The organism is Streptomyces sp. NPDC028308 (genome assembly GCF_055565855.1).
The window spans coordinates 36,601-54,187 of record NZ_JBVHTO010000009.1 but is presented as its reverse complement, the minus strand read 5'-3'; the positions used below and the strand labels follow the sequence as shown (position 1 = coordinate 54,187).

The following is a 17,587-nucleotide window of genomic DNA, read 5'->3' as shown; positions in this document are numbered from 1 at the left end:
GCCCGGCGCACACCTCCCGGGCACAGGCCATCCGCTCTCGATCAGGCCCCGAACGCCTTGCCCTGGCCTTGCACCGGCTTGGCACCGGCGAGGAGATGAGCGGGCACCAGATCCCGGGCGGGCTCGCTGTAGCCCACCGAGACGATCTTGTCGCCGCGGTAGGTGAAGCTCGTCAGCGAGGCCAGCGTGCACTGCCGCTTGCGCGGGTCGTGCCACAGCCGCCGCCGCTCCACGAAGGACCGCAGGATCCAGATCGGCAACTGGTGGGACACGCACACCGCTTCGTGCCCGCGCGCCGCGTCCTTGGCGGCGTCCAGCGCCCCCATCATCCGCACGACCTGCTCCACGTACGGCTCGCCCCAGGACGGCTTGAACGGGTTGACCAGGTGCTTCCAGTTCTCCGGGCGGCGCAGCGCGCCGTCCCCGACCCCGAAGGTCTTGCCCTGGAAGACGTTCTCCGCCTCGATCAGCCGGCCGTCGGTCGCGAGGTCCAGCCCGTGCGCCTTCGCGATGGGCGTCGCCGTCTCCTGCGCCCGCTCCAGGGGCGAGGCGACGACGTACGTGACGTCCCGTGAGGACAGCTTCTCCGCGACCCGGTCGGCCATCTGCCGCCCCAGCTCGGAGAGGTGATAGCCGGCCAGCCGCCCGTACAGGACGCCGTCCGGGTTCTCCACCTCGCCGTGCCGCATCACATGGACGACCGTCAGATCGTCGTCCCTCTTCTCAGGTGCCTTCTCGGCTCCCGTGCCGGTCATGCCGTGGCCTCCGCCGCTGCCCGTGCCGCCGCCGGAAGGGCGTCGGCGATCCGCTGAACCGCCCGCTCGTCGTGCGCCGTGGACACGAACCACGACTCGAACGACGAGGGCGGCAGATAGACGCCCTGCGCGAGCAACGAGTGGAAGAACGCGGTGTACCGGAAGGACTCCTGCGTCTTCGCGTCCTCGTAGTCGCGCACCTCCCGCTCGGTGAAGAAGACCGAGAACATGTTGGACGCGTTCTGCAGCCGGTGCGCCACGCCCTCCTTGGCGAGCGCCTCGGTCACCAGCGTGCGGATCTGCAGGGACACCGCGTCGACCGTCTCGTACGCGGCGTCGTCCAGCAGCCGCAGCTGCGCGAGCCCGGCGGCGGTCGCCACCGGGTTCCCCGACAGCGTGCCCGCCTGGTAGACCGGCCCCGCGGGCGCGAGGTGGCCCATCACGTCGGCCCGTCCACCGAAGGCGGCGGCCGGGAAGCCGCCGCCCATGACCTTGCCGAAGGTCATCAGGTCGGGACGGACGCCGTCCACCCCGTACCAGCCGGACCTGCTGGTCCGGAAGCCGGTCATGACCTCGTCCGAGATGAACAGCGCGCCGTTCTGCGCGCAGGCGTCCTTCAGACCCTGGTTGAACCCGGGCCGCGGCGGCACGACACCCATGTTCCCGGGCGAGGCCTCCGTGATGACGCAGGCGATCTCACCGGGGTGCGCCCGGAACGCGGCGTGCACGGCGTCCAGGTCGTTGTACGGCAGGACGATGGTGTCCCCCGCCTGCGCACCGGTGACGCCGGGGGTGTCCGGCAGGGCGAAGGTCGCAAGCCCGCTGCCCGCGGCGGCCAGCAGGGAGTCGACGTGCCCGTGGTAGCAGCCGGCGAACTTGATCACCTTGGCGCGGCGGGTGAAGCCGCGCGCCAGACGGATGGCGGACATGGTCGCCTCGGTCCCGCTGGAGACGAGGCGCACCTGCTCGACGGGCTCGACGCGCGCGACGATCTCCTCGGCCAGCGCGACCTCGCCCTCGCCCGGGGTGCCGAAGGACGTGCCGCGCCCGACGGCCTCCTGGACGGCGGCGATGACCTCGGGGCGGGAGTGCCCGAGGATCATCGGCCCCCAGGAACACACGAGGTCGACGTACTCCCTCCCGTCGGCGTCGGTCAGATAGGGACCGCTGCCCGACACCATGAAACGGGGCGTACCGCCCACGGCGCGGAACGCGCGCACGGGCGAGTTCACACCGCCCGGTGTGACGGCAGCCGCACGGTCGAAAAGAGTCTGCGAAACTGGGGCTTCGTACGGATAGCTCACACAAGCCATGGTGTCAGAGGCCGCGAAGATCCTGCGGACAGGTGTTTCAGCCCACGTTTCGCCGAGCGGCCGTGGGGGAGGTCACTGACACGATGATCGGGTTGCGCGGCGGGGGTCGCGCGGCCTAGAAAAGCAGTCGGGTGGAGATATGCATCGCGGTGGCGGACTGGGCGAGGGGACCGATGACCTCGGTCCTCGGCGTGCCCGGCGGGGGAGGCACCGACGCGAGGCGGAGGAAGCCGCAGAGGCACGGCAGGCGCAGGGTTCACAGGGTGAGCCTGAGCGGATCGAGCAGTCGGCCCGTATGGACGGTATGGACTACACGGACCGTGGAGCAGACCGGCTCAGGGCAGGGAGCGGGAATGGTGGCCGGGTGGGGGTGACGTACAAATACTTCGGCGCGCCCGACGGCGCGACGGCAGCGCGGGTCCCGATCTCGATGCGCCCCGAGGAGCTCGGCGGCGACGAGCTCGGGATGAACGGCATGTTCACCAAGATCAAGCCGGAGACGATGGCCGCGATGGTCCTCACCGGCATCGAGGGCGTCCCGCTGCACAAGGTTCCCCCGCTGGAGCTCGTCGTCCTGCACCCCGACTACGCGGTCGTCAAGCTCCCCATGACGGTCGTGGACCCGCTGCGCGGCATAGGAGAGGAAGCGGTGGGCGCCGCCGCCTTCATCTGGTCGACGGTCCCGGACCGCGGCGGCCCGCGTGACGCGTTCAACGTCTACCAACTGCTGCACGAGTGGCAGGACTTCTCCCACCGCCTGCACGAGGCGGGGCACCAGCCGTACTGCCTGGTCTGGCCCTGAGCCGCGAAGGCCGCACTTCGCCGCGACAATATCTGTGCTCGCGAAATAAGAAATGGCCGTAACACGCCATGAGAATTTCACGCCCGCCCGGCTGAACGGAATTACTTACCGTGCACGCCCGGGCCGGGCGTGCTACTGTCAGTCAAAGTTGCAGTTGTGATTCCCAAAACTTCAAGCGCCCCCGGCGGCTCCTGTGCCGGGTGGGAGTGCTTGTGTATTTCCGGTCATTTCCGGACGGGGCGATCATCGCGACGACGCGGAATCGGCACAGTGCGGATTCCGGGGAATGCCCCCGAAGGAGATTAGACATGGCTACTGGCACCGTGAAGTGGTTCAACGCGGAAAAGGGCTTCGGCTTCATCGAGCAGGACGGCGGCGGCGCCGACGTCTTCGCCCACTACTCGAACATCGCCGCCCAGGGCTTCCGCGAGCTGCTCGAAGGCCAGAAGGTGAACTTCGACATCGCGCAGGGCCAGAAGGGCCCGACGGCCGAGAACATCGTTCTCGCCTGACGCGACGCCTTAACTTCGCAGCTGGGGCCCGCACCTTGGGGTGCGGGCCCCAGCTCGTTGCCGCTCGCCCCCGGCGGGCACAGCTCGTGCACGATTCCTCCGTCCGGCCCTGAGTTTTTCCGCAGCGGCCCGGCCCGAGGACTGTTATCAAAAAGGCGCAGGCCCCGGTTTTTCTCCGCGGCTGGATTCGCCTCCGTATTCACTGGGCGCGTCCCTGCGATTCTCCGTGCTGTTTCTCATGCCGGGAATTCCTTGATGCGTGCCGCGTCGAGGAAGGTTCCCCTTTGAACCGCACACGTACGAACACCCGCTCCACCACCTCCCGCAATCGCGCCGGCGCCTCCGGTGCGGGCCGCGGCGGTGCGCGCTTCGGCTCGGCCTACGCCGGCCGCTCGGGCGCTCCCAGCCGCTCCGGCTCCCCGAGCCGCTCCGGCGGCTACGGACGGCGTTCCGCTCCGCAGGGCGAGTTCGCCCTGCCGGTCACCGTCACCCCCGCGCTGCCCGCCGTCGAGGCGTTCGCCGACCTCGACATGCCGGCGGCGCTGCTGGCCGCGCTGACCGCGGAGGGCGTCACCACCCCGTTCCCCATCCAGGGGGCGACCCTGCCGAACTCCCTCGCCGGCCGTGACGTGCTCGGCCGTGGCCGCACCGGCTCCGGCAAGACGCTCGCCTTCGGTCTCGCCATGCTGGCCCGCACCGCCGGACAGCGCGCCGAGCCCCGCCGCCCGCTGGCCCTGGTCCTCGTACCGACCCGCGAGCTCGCGCAGCAGGTGACCGACGCCCTGACCCCGTACGCCCGCGCCGTGCGGCTGCGGCTGACGACGATCGTCGGCGGCATGTCGATCGGCCGGCAGGCAGGCGCGCTGCGCTCCGGCGCGGAGATCGTCGTGGCCACCCCGGGACGGCTCAAGGACATGGTCGACCGCGGGCACTGCACCCTGGACCAGGTCGCCGTCACCGTCCTCGACGAGGCCGACCAGATGACCGACATGGGCTTCATGCCGCAGGTGACCGACCTGCTGGACCAGGTGAGTCCCGGTGGGCAGCGGATGCTGTTCTCGGCGACCCTGGACCGCAACGTCGACCTGCTGGTCCGGCAGTACCTGTCCGACCCGGTGGTCCACTCCGTCGACCCCTCCGCGGGCGCCGTGACCACCATGGAGCACTACGTCCTGCACGTGCAGGGCGCGGACAAGCAGCGCACCACCACCGAGATCGCCGCCCGCGACGGCCGGGTGATCATGTTCCTGGACACCAAGCACGCGGTGGACCGGCTGACCGGGCACCTGCTGGAGAACGGCGTCCGCGCCGCGGCCCTGCACGGCGGCAAGTCCCAGCCCCAGCGCACCCGCACCCTCGCCCAGTTCAAGTCCGGGCATGTGACGGTGCTGGTGGCGACCAACGTCGCGGCCCGCGGCATCCACGTCGACGACCTCGACCTCGTGGTGAACGTGGACCCGCCGAGCGACCCCAAGGACTACCTGCACCGCGGCGGCCGTACCGCCCGCGCCGGGGAGTCCGGCAGCGTGGTCACCCTGGTGACGCCCAACCAGCGCCGCGAGATGAGCCGCCTCGTGGCCGCCGCGGGCATCGTCGCCCACACCGCGCAGGTGAGCTCGGGCGAGGAGGAGCTGAGCCGGATCACCGGCGCCCAGGCCCCCTCCGGCATCCCGGTCACCATCACGGCGCCGCCGTCGGAGCGCTCCCGGCGCGGCACCTCGTCCTCGCCCCGCGGCCGCCGTGGCCGCCCCGGCCAGGACGGCCGCGGCGCCCAGAGCCGCGGTGCCTCGGCCCCGCGCCGGACGTCGGCCCAGCGGCCGCCGTCCGCCTTCGACGCGGCGGCCTGACGGTCCCCGTCCGGCAGGAGCAGTCGTCCCCATCCCCTCTTCGCAGGAGGCACCTTTGACGCTGGTTCAGACACAGTCGCGGCCGGCGGATCCCGCCGGCAGGCCGACGGCCGCCTCCCCGGAGGCGTCCGCACCGCACGTCCGTGACGACATGACCGTAGAGGTCGCCCTGTCCGTCATGGCGAGCGCGCGTACCTGCCATCTGCTGATCTGCGACGAGGACGACCAGCTCACCGGCCGGGTCACCCGGGCCCGGCTCACCGCCGTCCGCGACAGCCCCGGTTACACGGACCGGGTCCGTCTGCGGGACGTCTGCGAAGAAGACGCGGGCCCCTCGGCCCGCACGTGCCAGGGAGACCGCGCGGAGCGCGGAGTGCTCTCGGCGCCCCCGGCCGTCCGGCACCGCCCGGCCGGACCGTTCTCCCTCTCCCACTCCCTGTGAGGCACCATGCGCTGCATCATCGCCCGCTTCCCGTTCGACCTGACCAAGGCCGGCGTGCTGGAAACGATGAAGGGCGTCAAGCCCGAGCCGATCACGGGTGAATCGGTGATCATCGGCCGTCGCCACTACCCCGTCAAGCAGGTGGGCCAGGTCGTCACCCGGCAGGACCGCCGCGACTTCACCGCCGCCGAGGTCACCCGGGCGATGACCCAGCTCGGCTTCACCTGCCGTCCCCACCTCCCCGAGGCCACGCCCCACCAGGCCCTCTCCCCGTTCGAGAACGCGTCGGTGCTGCTGGGCGCCCCCGCGGCGGTGTAGACCGGGACCACGACAGCGAAGAGGGCCCTGCCGGCGCGCGCCGGCAGGGCCCTCTTCGCTGTGTTCGGCCCGTTCGGCCTCAGTGGTCGGAGTAGCTGAAGTCGCCCACGGTCCAGGCGGTGACGTCCTGGATCGCGACGCGGTACATCCCCCCCGTCTCCGGGATCCCCATGCTGCCCTGGAGGATGCGGGCGACATGGAAGTGCAGATGGGTGGGTGCCCCGCCGTCGCCGGAGCGGCCCTGCTCCCGGCTTCCGGTGAAGATGCCGGAGAAGGGGCCCAGTTGGTCGGAGTCCACCAGCACCTCGGCGACCCGCTGTCGCCACACGTCCTCGGGAGCCAGCCGGCCGGTGATGACAGTGCCGCCGGCGACCACGGTCAGGGACATCTGCGTGCTTTTCTCGGCCTCCACCAGGGCGGCGATGCCGATGAGCAGTTCGTCAGGGTTCGACATGAGTGCGGATTCTATGCAGCGACCCGGCCGCGCCCCACCCTGGACCGGGGAAAACGTGCACGCGACAAGAAACCGTGGCCGCGAGCTCTCCAAAATCTACTCTGGCCGGAGTAGACATTGCCGGGCTGCGTGGCTACGATTTCTCGCGTAGTCACAGTCGAGCAGGACCCGCCAGACACGAACTGGCGGGGAGTAGTACCGGTTTTCAGCACGTGAAGGATCCAGCGGACGGACGGAGGAGCTGACGCCATCAGGATCGCCCGGGCACGAGAGGGATTCGGCCCGGGTACCGCAAGACCCCGGAACGGAAGGTGGTCCCCGGTCACGCATCCGCGATCCCCGCAGCTCCGCCCCTCTCCCGGGCCGGACCGCGGAAACAGAAGGTCGGCACTCCGATAGGGCCGGCAGATGGTGTTGAATTTCCTTCGGGGCCCTGGTGCCGTACGGCACCAGGGCCCCTCGAGGCGTTGTACTACGAGGTGAGATGACAGCAGATAACCCGCTCAGCAATCGTCTGGACGACGACGACTATCCCGCGTACACCATGGGACGGGCCGCCGAGATGCTCGGTACGACGCCCGGCTTCCTGCGTGCCATCGGGGAGGCCCGTCTGATCACGCCGCTGCGCTCCGAGGGCGGCCACCGCCGGTACTCGCGCTACCAGCTGCGGATCGCCGCCCGCGCCCGTGAACTGGTCGACCAGGGCACGCCGATCGAGGCCGCCTGCCGCATCGTCATCCTCGAGGACCAGCTCGAGGAGGCACAGCGCATCAACGCCGAGTTCCGCCGCGCCGCGGCCGACTCGCCGCACGGCGCACGCTGACTCCGGGGCCGCCGGCCGAAGCGGGCGCTTCAGCCACGGCCGTCGTCCTCGGAGCCACCGGCGTCCACCGTGAACCCGATCACCGCCCCGCCCCCGTCCCGCGGGAAGGCGAAGGGCGCACCGCCGTGGGACGCGGCGACCTCCCGCACGATGGAAAGCCCCAGCCCGGAGCCCGGGCGGCTGCGGGCGTCCGCGGCGCGGTAGAAACGGTCGAAGACCCGGGTCCGGTCGCCCTCCGCGATCCCCGGCCCCCGGTCCCGCACCTCCACCCGCACCGTGCCGTGCGGAGCACCGGAGTCCCAGGGCCCCTCTCCCGGACCGCCGCCCGCCTCGACCGGGCGCCCCTCCACCACGATCTCGATCGTCCCCTCGCCGTCCGGATCGAACTTCGCCGCGTTCTCGACCAGGTTCGACAGCGCCCGCTGGAGCGCGGCGGGCCGCCCGCCGATCCGGGTGTCACCGCTCGCGTGGACGGTGACGTCGCGACCCGTGCGCCGACGGGCGAGGACCGCCACGTCCTCGGCCGTCTCGGCGAGGTCCAGCGCGCGTACCGGCTCGGTGTCGGACTGGCCCGCCGCCAGCTCCACCAGCTCGTTGACCAGGTCGGTCAGCTCGCGTGACTCCAGCGCCAGGTCCGCGACCAGTTCCTCGCGGGCCGCGGGCGGCAGCTCGTCGATGCGGCGGAGCATGGAGATGTTCGTACGCAGCGAGGTCAGCGGCGTACGCAGTTCGTGGCCCGCGTCCTGGACCAGACGGCGCTGGTCCTCCTCGGAGCGGGCGAGCCTGCCGAGCATGCGGTCGAAGGAGCGCCCGAGCCGGGCCACCTCGTCGTGCCCGGTGACCGGCACCTGGATGCCGAGCCGCCCGGTGCGCGCCACGTCCTCGGCGGCCCCCGCGAGCCGCACCAGCCGCCGGGTGATCCGCCGGGCCAGCCACCAGCCGAACACCCCGGCCGCGACCACCACCGCCGACACCAGCAGCACGGTCCGCTGCTGGAGCTCGCGCAGCAGGTCCTCGGTGTCGCTGAACTCCTGGGCGACCTGCACCGCGCCGCGCCCGCCGCCCAGCGCGACGGTGGCCAGCCGGTAGCGGTCGTCGGCGACCTCGACCTCCCGGTGCTCGCGCAGGGTGCCGGCGGCGTCCGCGTCGGCGGTCAGCCGGTCGCCGGGTCCCACGGGCAGCGGCGGGCTGCCCCGGTCGGCGACCGTGCCGCCGGGGCCCAGCACCTGCACGTCCGTGCGGCCGGCCCGGATGAGGTCGTCGCGCGGGCCGTCGTGGTCGGGGTCCGTGGTCGCGAAGTCCGCCACCGTCAGCTGCCGCTGCCGCACCTGCTCGCGCAGGTTCTGGACGACCTGCGTGTACACGGTCTGCTCGTCCACCCGGACCAGCCGGGCGGCGGCGTCGTAGCTGAGGAAGCCGACGAGGACGGTGACGACGGCGGCCACGGCCGCGAAGGACACGGTGAAGGTCGCGCGCAGCGACGAGAGGGGCCGCCCGCGGGGCCGGCGCGGGGCGGCGCCCGCCACTCAGTCCTCCCTCAGGACGTATCCCACGCCCCGGACCGTGTGGATCAACGCCGGCGAACCCGGCTCGTCGAGCTTGCGCCGCAGGTAGCCCACGTACACGGCGAGGTTCTTGGAGCCGGGCCCGAAGTCGTAGCCCCAGATGCGGTCGTAGATGGTGGCGTGGTCCAGGACGATGCCCGCGTTGCGGACGAGGAGTTCGAGGAGCTCGAACTCGGTGCGGGTCAGTTCCAGCTCACGGTCCCCGCGCCATGCGCGGCGCGCCTGCGCGTCGATGCGCAGCCCGGCCGCCGCCACCTGCCCCCTCGGCCCCGCCGGTACGTCACCGGCGGCCCCGGGCGCGGCGGGGGCCCCGGAGCCGGTGCGGCGCAGCAGGGCGCGGAGCCGGGCGAAGACCTCCTCGACGTCGAAGGGCTTGACCACGTAGTCGTCGGCGCCCGCGTCCAGGCCCGCGATGCGGTCCGCCGTCTCGACCAGCGCGGTGAGCATGAGGACCGGCGTGCGGTCGCCCTCGGCGCGCAGCACACGGCACACCTGGAGGCCGTCGATGCCGGGCATCATCACGTCCAGGACCAGCACGTCCGGGGCCCTGCGGTGGGCCTGGGCCAGGGCCGCCACGCCGTCGGCGACCGCCGTCACCTCGTAGCCCTCCAGCGTCAGCGCGCGTTCCAGGGCGTGGCGGATGGCGCGGTCGTCCTCGGCGAGCAGCACGGTGTGGGGCACCCGCCCAGTCTGCCAAGGCCGCGCCCGCCCACCACCCGCCGTGAGCCGCGCGGGCGCTGTTCTTACCGGCCTCTCACCCCGGCCGGTCCGGTGGCTTACCTCGCCGGACCACTGTGGGCGGTCAGTGAGGGACGGGCGGCCGTGCCGGTGCCGCGCCGGGAAAGGCAGCACATGCGGAACTGGACGGGTGAGGGGCGAGGGCGGCGGCTGAGGATCGTGTTCCTGCTGCACAACGCGTACGCCATCGGAGGCACGGTCCGTACGACGCTGAACCTCGCGTCGGCGCTGGCCGACCGGCACGACGTGGAGGTCGTCTCCCTGTTCCGCCACCGGGACACCCCGCGCTTCGGCGTCGACCCGCGGATCAGGCTCGTACCGCTGGTCGACACCCGCGAGGGCAGTGCGGACCGGCTCGACCCGGCGTTCGCGCGGCCGGCCGAGGACTTCCCGGTCGAGGACCGGCGCCACCCGCAGTACACGCGGCTGCACGACCTGCGGGTCCGCGACCTGCTCGTGCGCCGCGACGCGGACGTGGTCGTCGGCACCCGCCCCGGCCTCAACGTCTACGTCTCCCGGTTCGCCCCGCGCGGGGCCCTGCGCGTCGGCCAGGAGCACCTGCGCCACGACGCCCACGGCAAGCGGCTGCGGGCCGTGCTCGCCCGCCACTACCGCAGGCTGGACACGCTGGTGACGGTGACCGCGGCGGACGCGGAGGTGTACCGGACGCGGATGGCGCTGCCCGGGGTGCGCGTGGAGCCGGTGCCGAACATCGTGCCGGACGCGGGACTCGCGCCGTCGGACGGCTCGGCGAAGGTAGTCGCGGCGGCCGGACGGCTCGTCGCGGGCAAGCGGTTCGACCTGCTCCTGGAGGCGTTCTCGACGGTCGCCGCGAAGGAGCCCGAGTGGCGGCTGCGGATCTACGGCGGCGGGGCCGAGCGGGAGAACCTGCGCCGCCTGGCCGACCGGCTCGGGCTGACCGGGCGGGCCACTCTGATGGGGCCCGTCACGCCCATCGAGGCGGAGTTCGCCCGGGCGTCACTGGTGGTCAGCGCCTCGGACGCGGAGTCGTTCGGGATGACGCTGGCCGAGGCGATGCGGTGCGGGGTGCCGGTGATCAGCACGGACTGCCCGCTGGGCCCGGCCGAGATCGTCACGGACGGCGTGGACGGGCTGCTGGTGCCCGTCGGCGACGCCCGCGCCCTCGCCGAGGCGATGCTGGACCTGATCGCGGACGCGCCCCGACGCCGCGCGATGGGACGGGCCGCGCTGGGCAGCGCCCGCCGCTACGACGCCGCCGGGATCGTCGCACGCTACGAACTCCTCTTCGCCGAGCTGCGCGCCACCCGGCACCGGCGGGCCTGGGACCGCAATCGCGCCCGGGTCGCGGGCGCGGTCCGGCGCCGGTTCCGCGCGGCCGGCCACAGGACGCGCGCGCCCTGGGCCGGACGTCCGCGGCGTCCGGCCCGCACGGGAATCAGGCCCACGGCCCGGGAGACCTGAGACCCCGCCCCCCAAGGGCTCCACCGCCGCCCCGGACGTGGGAGGGCTACCAAGTGCGCAGCGCGGCGAGGCGCTCCTCGAAGGGGATCACGGTCGCCCTCCCGGTGACGGCCCCGGTCGCCGGCACGACGTCCGGGTGCCCGTCGCGGCCCGCGGACTCCGGCACGGCGTCCTCGCGCGCGCCGGCCGCGCCCATGAGCCTCGCCAGTTCCCCGGCGGCCCGCTCGATCCGCTCGGCCAGTCCTTCGGCGCCCCAGTCCTCGGAGGCGGCGTAGACCCCGGTGGGGACGACCACGGCCCGCAGATACGCGAAGAGCGGGCGCAGGGCGTGGTCCAGCACCAGCGAGTGCCGGGCCGTGCCGCCGGTCGCCGCGACGAGGACCGGCTTCCCGGCGACCGCCTCCGCGTCGCCGGCGCTCAGCACGTCGAAGAAGGACTTGAACAGTCCGCTGTAGGAGGCCGAGAAGACGGGCGTGACGACGATCAGTCCGTCCGCCCCCTTCACCGCCTCGACGGCGGCGCCGAGCGCCGGGCCGGGGAAGCCGTTGGTGAAGTTGTGGGCGATCTCCACTACCAGGTCGCGCAGTTCGACGAACTCGACCTCCGCCGAGGTCCGCCCGGCGGTCGCGGCGGCCAGCCGGTCGGCCAGCAGCCGCGTGGACGACGGGACGCTCAGTCCCGCCGAGACGACGACGAGCTTCATGCGCTCGGCACCTCCTCCTGGGTGCGGGCCGCGGCGAGACGCGCGGCGTGGGTCGGCGCGTCCGGCACGTCGGCCGGGCGGCCCTTGGCGAACTCCTCACGGAGCACCGGGACGACCTCCTCGCCGAGCAGGTCGAGCTGCTCCAGGACGGTCTTGAGCGGCAGCCCGGCGTGGTCCATCAGGAACAGCTGGCGCTGGTAGTCGCCCGCGTACTCGCGGAAGGCCAGCGTCTTCTCGATCACCTGCTGCGGCGAGCCGACGGTCAGCGGCGTCTGGTCGGTGAAGTCCTCCAGGGACGGCCCGTGCCCGTACACCGGCGCGTTGTCGAAGTACGGGCGGAACTCCCGTACCGCGTCCTGCGAGTTGTGCCGCATGAACACCTGGCCGCCGAGCCCGACGATCGCCTGTTCCGGCGTGCCGTGCCCGTAGTGCGCGTACCGCTCCCGGTAGAGCTCGACCATCCGCTTGGTGTGGTCGGCCGGCCAGAAGATGTTGTTGTGGAAGAAACCGTCGCCGTAGTACGCGGCCTGCTCGGCGATCTCCGGGGAGCGGATCGAGCCGTGCCAGACGAACGGCGGTACGCCGTCCAGCGGGCGCGGGGTCGCGGTGAACGACTGGAGCGGCGTGCGGAACCTGCCCTCCCAGGTCACCACGTCCTCGCGCCACAGGCGGTGCAGCAGCGCGTAGTTCTCCACGGCGAGGTTGATGCCCTCGCGGATGTCCTTGCCGAACCAGGGGTAGACCGGGCCGGTGTTGCCGCGCCCCATCATGAGGTCCATCCGCCCGTCCGCGAGGTGCTGGAGCATCGCGAAGTCCTCGGCGATCTTCACCGGGTCGTTGGTGGTGATCAGGGTGGTGGAGGTGGACAGCACCAGCTTCTCGGTGCGCGCCGCGATGTAGCCGAGCATCGTGGTCGGCGACGAGGGCACGAACGGCGGGTTGTGGTGCTCACCGGTCGCGAAGACGTCCAGGCCGACCTCCTCGGCCTTCTGCGCGATGGCGACCATGGCCTTGATGCGCTCGTGCTCGCTCGGCGTCCGCCCGGTCGTGGGGTCCGGTGTGACGTCGCCGACGCTGAAGATCCCGAACTGCATGGTCGCTCACCCTCCACAGGTTGTTTATGATTCAACTATACCGGCAAACGACGGGGCCCCCTCACCTATTCCACGCCCGCGCCGCCGACCGGCGCCTGTCGGTGCCGCGCCCTACCATCGCGCCATGGCCGCCCCACGCCGTGACACCCGCGGCATCGTCGACGCGGCGGAGCTCCTCGCCCGCGTCCGCTTCCGCCGCCACGAACCCGCCGAGCCGCTGCGCCCCTACCTGGAGCACTACTGGCTGATCGACTGGGACCTCCCCGAGCCGTACGCCTCGCACGTCGTCCCGCACCCCTCGGTCAACGTCGTCTTCCAGCGCTTCGAGGGCCGGGAGCCCTTCGGCGAGGTCTCCGGCATCGGGCTCGACCTGTTCACACAGAAGCTGGAGGGGCGCGGGCGGGTTTGCGGGATCAAGTTCAGGCCCGGCGGCTTCCGCCCCTTCGCGCCCGGCCGTTCCCTGACCTCGCTGACGGGCCGGCGGCTCGCGCTCGACGCGGTGTTCCCCTCGAGGGAGGGCGCCAGCGAGGCGGTACTCGGACCGGAGGACGAGCGGGCACGGGTGGCCGCGCTCGACGCGTTCCTCCTGGACGTGGGCCCGCACCCGGACCCGCAGGCCGACCTGGCCATGGCCCTGGCCGACCGCATCCGGCGCGACCGCTCCATCCGCCGGGTCGCGGACTTCGCCCGCACGGAGGGTCTGTCGGTCCGCGCGCTGCAACGCCTCTTCTCGTCCCACGTGGGCGTCGGCCCCAAGTGGATCATCCTGCGCCACCGCATCCACGAGGCCCTGGAGCACGCGGAGGCCGCGGGGAAGGTGGACTGGGCCACCCTGGCGGCCGACCTCGGCTACGCCGACCAGGCCCACCTGGTCAGGGACTTCACGGCGACGGTCGGGGTCCCGCCGACGGCGTACGCGCGGCGGGGCTGACCCACGGAAACCGGCCGATCTCGGCCGGGGTCCCGCTGAGGGCGCACGGGCGGCGGGCCTCACCCGCAGAACCGGCCGACACGCCCGCCCCCCCTGCCCCGAATCCAACCGACACCCCCGCCCCCCTCACCTCGAATCCGGTCGACGCCCACCGCCCCGCCCGCCGCATCCGATTGACGCGCCCGCCCCCTCTTGCCCCCATCTCCCAATCCGGTTGACGGAGCCTGCCCTCATGCTTCACATTTATCTGCGTGACACAGATACTGCATGACGCAAACAAGTCGGCGCATCCACCCGCCCGCGTCCGGTGGGCGATCCTCGCCGTCGTCCTCGCCGCCGACGTCCTGGACCTCCTCGACGCCACGATCACCACCGTCGCGGCCCCGTCCATCGCCCGGGACCTCGGCGGCGGCCCGGCCCTCGTCCAGTGGCTCGGCGCCTCCTACGCCCTCGCGCTCGGCGTCCTGCTCGTCCTCGGCGGGCGGCTCGGCGACGCGTACGGGCGCCGGCGCCTCTTCCTCACCGGGCTCGCGGGATTCACCGCCGCCTCCGTGGCCTGCGGCCTCGCGGGCAGCCCCGGGGTCCTCGTCGCCGCCCGGCTCGCGCAGGGAGCCTTCGGGGCGCTCGTCATCCCGCAGGGCTTCGGAATCCTCGGCGCCGTCTGGCCCCGCGACCAGATCGGCAAGGCGTTCAGCCTCTTCGGACCGGTCATGGGACTCTCCGCGGTCGGCGGCCCGGTGCTCGCCGGGTTCCTGATCGACGCCGACCTCGCCGGGCTCGGCTGGCGGCCGATGTTCCTCATCAACCTGCTGCTCGGCGGCGCCGCCCTCCTCGCCGCCGTCCGCCTGCTGCCCCGCGACACGGGAGACCGCACGGTCACCGTCGACGGACCGGGCTCCGCACTCCTCGGCGGCGCGATGCTCGGCCTGCTCGGCGGCCTCATCGAGGGGTCGGCCGGCGGCTGGACCCTGGGCCCCGCCCTGCTGCTCCTCGCCGGCACCGTCCTCTTCGCCGCGTTCTGCCACCGTCAGCGCACCGCCGACGACCCGCTGATCCGACCCTCACTGCTGCGCAACCGCGGCTTCACCTCGGGACTCGTCGTCGGCGCCGTCTTCTTCGCCGCCGTCGCGGGGCTCCTCTACGTCGTCTCCCTCTTCCTCCAGCAGGGCCTCGGCCGCTCCCCGACGGGCGCCGCCCTCGGCCTGCTGCCGCTGTCCGCGGGCATCGTCGTCGCCTCCATCGCCTGCTACCGCCTGATCGGCAGGTTCGGACGCCGGCTCGTCCTCGCCGGACTGCTGATCACCCTGACCGGGACGTCCTGGCTGCTCGCGCTGATCGCCGCCCGCGGCACGGACACCGCCGGCTGGGCGCTCGTCCCGCCGCTGCTCGTCGTGGGGCTCGGCATGGGCACCTGCTTCGGCACGGTGTACGACGTCGCGATCGGCGACGTCGCCCCCGACGAGGCGGGCAGCGCGGGCGGTTCGCTCGGCGCCGTCCAGCAGCTCGCCAACGCGGCAGGGGCAGCGGCCGTCACCGCCGTCTACTTCGGCACGGACGGCACACGGGCACACGCCACCGTGGTGAGCCTCGCCGCGGTCGCCGCCGTCACGCTCGTCTGCTGCCCCCTCGTACGGCTGCTGCCGCGCAACGCGCCTGAGCAGCGGCACTGAGCGCCCCTACGGGCCGTCGAGCGCGCCGTCCCTGAGGCGGGCGATCTGCTTGCCCGTGAAATCGACGGTACGGCGCATGTGGCCGATGATCAGGGCGAGTTCGGCGTCGTCCAGTCCCTCGAAGAGGGTGTACCAGCCGGCGCCCAGCCGGTCCCACATCCGCCCGAACTCCGCGAGCTTCTCGGGCACCGTCACCACGAGGACGCGCCGCCGGTCGACGGCGTCCCGCTCCCGTACGACGTAGCCCGCGCGCTCCAGCCGGTCCACGAGTCGCGTCGCCGAACCGGTGGTCAGCCCCGTCAGCTCCGCGATACGGCCCGTCGTGACGGGGGCCTCCTCCAGGCTCAGCAGGTTGAGGCACTGGAGGTCCGTGGGGTGCAGGTTCAGGTGGTCGGCGACGGCCTGGTTGAACAGGGCGTACGAGGCCATGTAGCGCCGTGACTCGACCGACAGCTCCGCCGTCAGCCGCTCCCGCCCGTCCCCGGCCATCACACCCACCTCCCGCAAAACCCCCATGCTACGCGCCCACCCCGCACCTCCCCCGACCCAAGGAACCCCTGGCAGCGGACGCCCACTCCCCTACGCACACCAGCCCCCGGCACCAGGGAGTACGGCCCGGCTGGGCCAACTCCCCTCGGTCACATCAGCACCCGCTGCCTGAGCTGGGCCGGCGCGGGACGGCGAACCCGGCGCTAACGGGGGTGCCGCCCGGGCGGGCCCACTCCCCCTCACCTGCATCAGCACCCAGCACTCCGGCCAACGTCGAGGTGGGACGGCGAACCCGGCGCCAGCGGGTTGCCGCCTGCGCCCACCCTCCCCCACTCTCGGCTCCGCTCGAGCGGGGGGACCCCCATCGCCCCGAGCGGCACGATTGCCCGCAGCTAGGGCCACCGGGCCCGAGACCTCCGCAGCTCAGCCACCCACGACCGCAAGTCGCCATGGCACCGAAGGGGCCGTGCCGGTACATCAAATGGCCGTCGAGACGGGGACGTACCCGACCGAGGAACGCTGGTGACGGACGCCGACACCCACTACCGACGGCCGGATGTACCGGCACGGCCCCGACCCACCCACCGGACCGAAAGCGCCCGACGCCCACCGGACCCACACCTCAGAAGACGTAAGAGTCCCCCGTGTCCAACGCCAGCACCTGTTGGCGGTCGTTCTGGTGGTTCCGGTCCACCGCTCCCCCGCTCCACACCGTGTCGATCACCATCGTCACCTCGGTCGGCGCCCCCTTCAGCAGCACCCCCAGCCGGATCTCCTCCCCCACCCCGTCCGCCGCCAACGCCCCCGTCCGGCACACCACCGCCCGGACCCCGGCCCGCGCACACCCCTCCGGCAGCACCTGCCGGTCCGTCAACGGCACCGACCACCGCAACCGCACCGTCGCGTCCTCGACATCCGCCGGCCCGTGGTTCCGCGGAGTCATCCGCACGTCGACGCGCCCGCCCGCCATCTCCACGTACCCGTGATAGGCCAGGTCGGCCTCCGGCACCCCACGGACCGCAGCCGCCGCAGACCCACCCGCACCCCCGACCACCGGCAGAGCCCCCAAGGCCAGCCCCAACCCCAACGACAACGCACGCACCCCGCGCATCCGACTCTCCTCACCTCGCCCGCGCGCCTCACCTCGGCACCCCCGCATACATCCCACCCGCACCCCCGAACGAGACGCCGCCCATCAGGTGAGCCCCCGCATGCCAGAGTGACCGCATGTCCGTGCTCCGCTCCGCCGCCCTCTTCGTCCTCGCCGCGCTCTTCGAGATCGGCGGCGCCTGGCTGGTCTGGCAGGGCGTACGGGAGCACCGCGGCGCCCTGTGGATCGGCGCCGGCGTGATCGCCCTCGGCGCCTACGGGTTCGTCGCCACGCTCCAGCCGGACGCGGAGTTCGGCAGGATCCTCGCGGCGTACGGCGGCGTGTTCGTCGCCGGCTCGCTGGCCTGGGGCGCGGTGGCGGACGGCTACCGCCCCGACCGCTGGGACATCACGGGCGCCCTGGTCTGCCTCGCCGGCATGGCGATCATCATGTACGCCCCCCGAGGCGGCAACTGACCCCGCCCCCGCCGCCCGCCCACACCCCCCACCTATCCTGGCGCCAGACCCCACGACACCCCGCACACCACCAGACGCACCGCACCGCGGACCACCGCACCGCAGACCACAGGACCGCGGAC

General features: G+C 72.8%; 19 protein-coding genes. 10 read left to right on the top strand and 9 right to left on the bottom strand.

The window, feature by feature from the left end; genetic code table 11:
- Nucleotides 1-41: 41 nt before the first annotated feature.
- Nucleotides 42-755 (bottom strand): histidine phosphatase family protein, encoded by a 714-nt coding sequence (locus tag ACZ4VA_RS21260; protein WP_355791993.1) that lies wholly within the window; start codon nt 753-755, stop codon nt 42-44.
- Entirely contained in the window at nt 752-2,068 is a 1,317-nt protein-coding gene (gene hemL / locus ACZ4VA_RS21255; RefSeq protein ID WP_356167011.1) for a glutamate-1-semialdehyde 2,1-aminomutase, read from the bottom strand. The genes ACZ4VA_RS21260 and hemL overlap by 4 nt, the downstream gene beginning before the upstream one ends.
- Nucleotides 2,069-2,432: 364 nt before the next feature.
- Here hemL and ACZ4VA_RS21250 point away from each other — a divergent pair, with 364 nt between their 5' ends.
- The 5 genes from ACZ4VA_RS21250 (at nt 2,433) to ACZ4VA_RS21230 (ending at nt 5,989) form a co-directional block, all read left to right on the top strand.
- Nucleotides 2,433-2,870, top strand: a complete 438-nt coding sequence (locus ACZ4VA_RS21250; RefSeq protein WP_003974483.1) for a hypothetical protein — start codon at nt 2,433-2,435, stop codon at nt 2,868-2,870.
- A 308-nt stretch (nt 2,871-3,178) separates the two neighbouring features.
- Nucleotides 3,179-3,382, top strand: coding sequence for a cold-shock protein (locus ACZ4VA_RS21245; protein WP_003974279.1), 204 nt, complete (start codon nt 3,179-3,181; stop codon nt 3,380-3,382).
- A gap of 284 nt (nt 3,383-3,666) precedes the next feature.
- The gene (locus ACZ4VA_RS21240) at nt 3,667-5,229 is read left to right on the top strand and encodes a DEAD/DEAH box helicase (RefSeq protein ID WP_356167009.1); all 1,563 of its coding nucleotides are present in this window, start codon (nt 3,667-3,669) and stop codon (nt 5,227-5,229) included.
- 151 nt (nt 5,230-5,380) lie between these two features.
- On the top strand, nt 5,381-5,671 hold the full coding sequence (locus ACZ4VA_RS21235; protein ID WP_388906603.1) for a CBS domain-containing protein: 291 nt from the start codon (nt 5,381-5,383) through the stop codon (nt 5,669-5,671).
- 6 nt (nt 5,672-5,677) lie between these two features.
- Nucleotides 5,678-5,989: an SCO5918 family protein gene (locus tag ACZ4VA_RS21230; protein WP_356167005.1), complete on the top strand. Its 312-nt coding sequence runs from the start codon at nt 5,678-5,680 to the stop codon at nt 5,987-5,989.
- Between the two features lie 79 nt (nt 5,990-6,068).
- On the opposite strand, the gene ACZ4VA_RS21225 is transcribed toward ACZ4VA_RS21230, so the two are convergent.
- Nucleotides 6,069-6,443: a hypothetical protein gene (locus tag ACZ4VA_RS21225; protein WP_355795252.1), complete on the bottom strand. Its 375-nt coding sequence runs from the start codon at nt 6,441-6,443 to the stop codon at nt 6,069-6,071.
- A 484-nt stretch (nt 6,444-6,927) separates the two neighbouring features.
- On the opposite strand from ACZ4VA_RS21225, the gene ACZ4VA_RS21220 reads away from it, so the two are divergent.
- Nucleotides 6,928-7,266, top strand: coding sequence for a MerR family transcriptional regulator (locus tag ACZ4VA_RS21220; protein WP_355795253.1), 339 nt, complete (start codon nt 6,928-6,930; stop codon nt 7,264-7,266).
- Nucleotides 7,267-7,295: 29 nt separating this feature from the next.
- Here the strand turns inward: ACZ4VA_RS21220 and ACZ4VA_RS21215 are convergent, their stop codons facing one another.
- On the bottom strand, nt 7,296-8,792 hold the full coding sequence (locus tag ACZ4VA_RS21215; RefSeq protein WP_356242397.1) for a HAMP domain-containing sensor histidine kinase: 1,497 nt from the start codon (nt 8,790-8,792) through the stop codon (nt 7,296-7,298).
- Entirely contained in the window at nt 8,793-9,512 is a 720-nt protein-coding gene (locus ACZ4VA_RS21210; RefSeq protein ID WP_355786874.1) for a response regulator transcription factor, read from the bottom strand. It lies immediately after the preceding gene.
- Nucleotides 9,513-9,719: 207 nt separating this feature from the next.
- Between ACZ4VA_RS21210 and ACZ4VA_RS21205 the strand changes: the two genes are divergently transcribed.
- A complete protein-coding gene (locus ACZ4VA_RS21205) occupies nt 9,720-11,012 on the top strand; it encodes a glycosyltransferase family 4 protein (protein WP_468082442.1) in 1,293 nt (430 codons plus the stop codon).
- A gap of 46 nt (nt 11,013-11,058) precedes the next feature.
- Here the strand turns inward: ACZ4VA_RS21205 and ACZ4VA_RS21200 are convergent, their stop codons facing one another.
- Entirely contained in the window at nt 11,059-11,715 is a 657-nt protein-coding gene (locus ACZ4VA_RS21200; protein ID WP_468082367.1) for an FMN reductase, read from the bottom strand.
- The gene (locus tag ACZ4VA_RS21195; protein WP_389391120.1) at nt 11,712-12,809 is read right to left on the bottom strand and encodes an LLM class flavin-dependent oxidoreductase; all 1,098 of its coding nucleotides are present in this window, start codon (nt 12,807-12,809) and stop codon (nt 11,712-11,714) included. The genes ACZ4VA_RS21200 and ACZ4VA_RS21195 overlap by 4 nt, the downstream gene beginning before the upstream one ends.
- 124 nt (nt 12,810-12,933) lie before the next feature.
- Between ACZ4VA_RS21195 and ACZ4VA_RS21190 the strand changes: the two genes are divergently transcribed.
- Both ACZ4VA_RS21190 and ACZ4VA_RS21185 read left to right on the top strand, forming a co-directional pair.
- The gene (locus ACZ4VA_RS21190; protein ID WP_468082366.1) at nt 12,934-13,740 is read left to right on the top strand and encodes a DUF6597 domain-containing transcriptional factor; all 807 of its coding nucleotides are present in this window, start codon (nt 12,934-12,936) and stop codon (nt 13,738-13,740) included.
- A 251-nt stretch (nt 13,741-13,991) separates the two neighbouring features.
- Nucleotides 13,992-15,410: an MFS transporter gene (locus ACZ4VA_RS21185; RefSeq protein WP_452922851.1), complete on the top strand. Its 1,419-nt coding sequence runs from the start codon at nt 13,992-13,994 to the stop codon at nt 15,408-15,410.
- A gap of 6 nt (nt 15,411-15,416) precedes the next feature.
- On the opposite strand, the gene ACZ4VA_RS21180 is transcribed toward ACZ4VA_RS21185, so the two are convergent.
- The gene (locus tag ACZ4VA_RS21180) at nt 15,417-15,899 is read right to left on the bottom strand and encodes a MarR family winged helix-turn-helix transcriptional regulator (RefSeq protein WP_355795541.1); all 483 of its coding nucleotides are present in this window, start codon (nt 15,897-15,899) and stop codon (nt 15,417-15,419) included.
- 622 nt (nt 15,900-16,521) lie between these two features.
- Complete coding sequence (locus tag ACZ4VA_RS21175; protein WP_355779321.1) at nt 16,522-16,908, bottom strand: hypothetical protein; 387 nt, start codon at nt 16,906-16,908, stop codon at nt 16,522-16,524.
- Between the two features lie 218 nt (nt 16,909-17,126).
- On the opposite strand from ACZ4VA_RS21175, the gene ACZ4VA_RS21170 reads away from it, so the two are divergent.
- Nucleotides 17,127-17,465, top strand: coding sequence for a YnfA family protein (locus ACZ4VA_RS21170; RefSeq protein ID WP_355779324.1), 339 nt, complete (start codon nt 17,127-17,129; stop codon nt 17,463-17,465).
- The last annotated feature ends 122 nt before the right edge of the window (nt 17,466-17,587 follow it).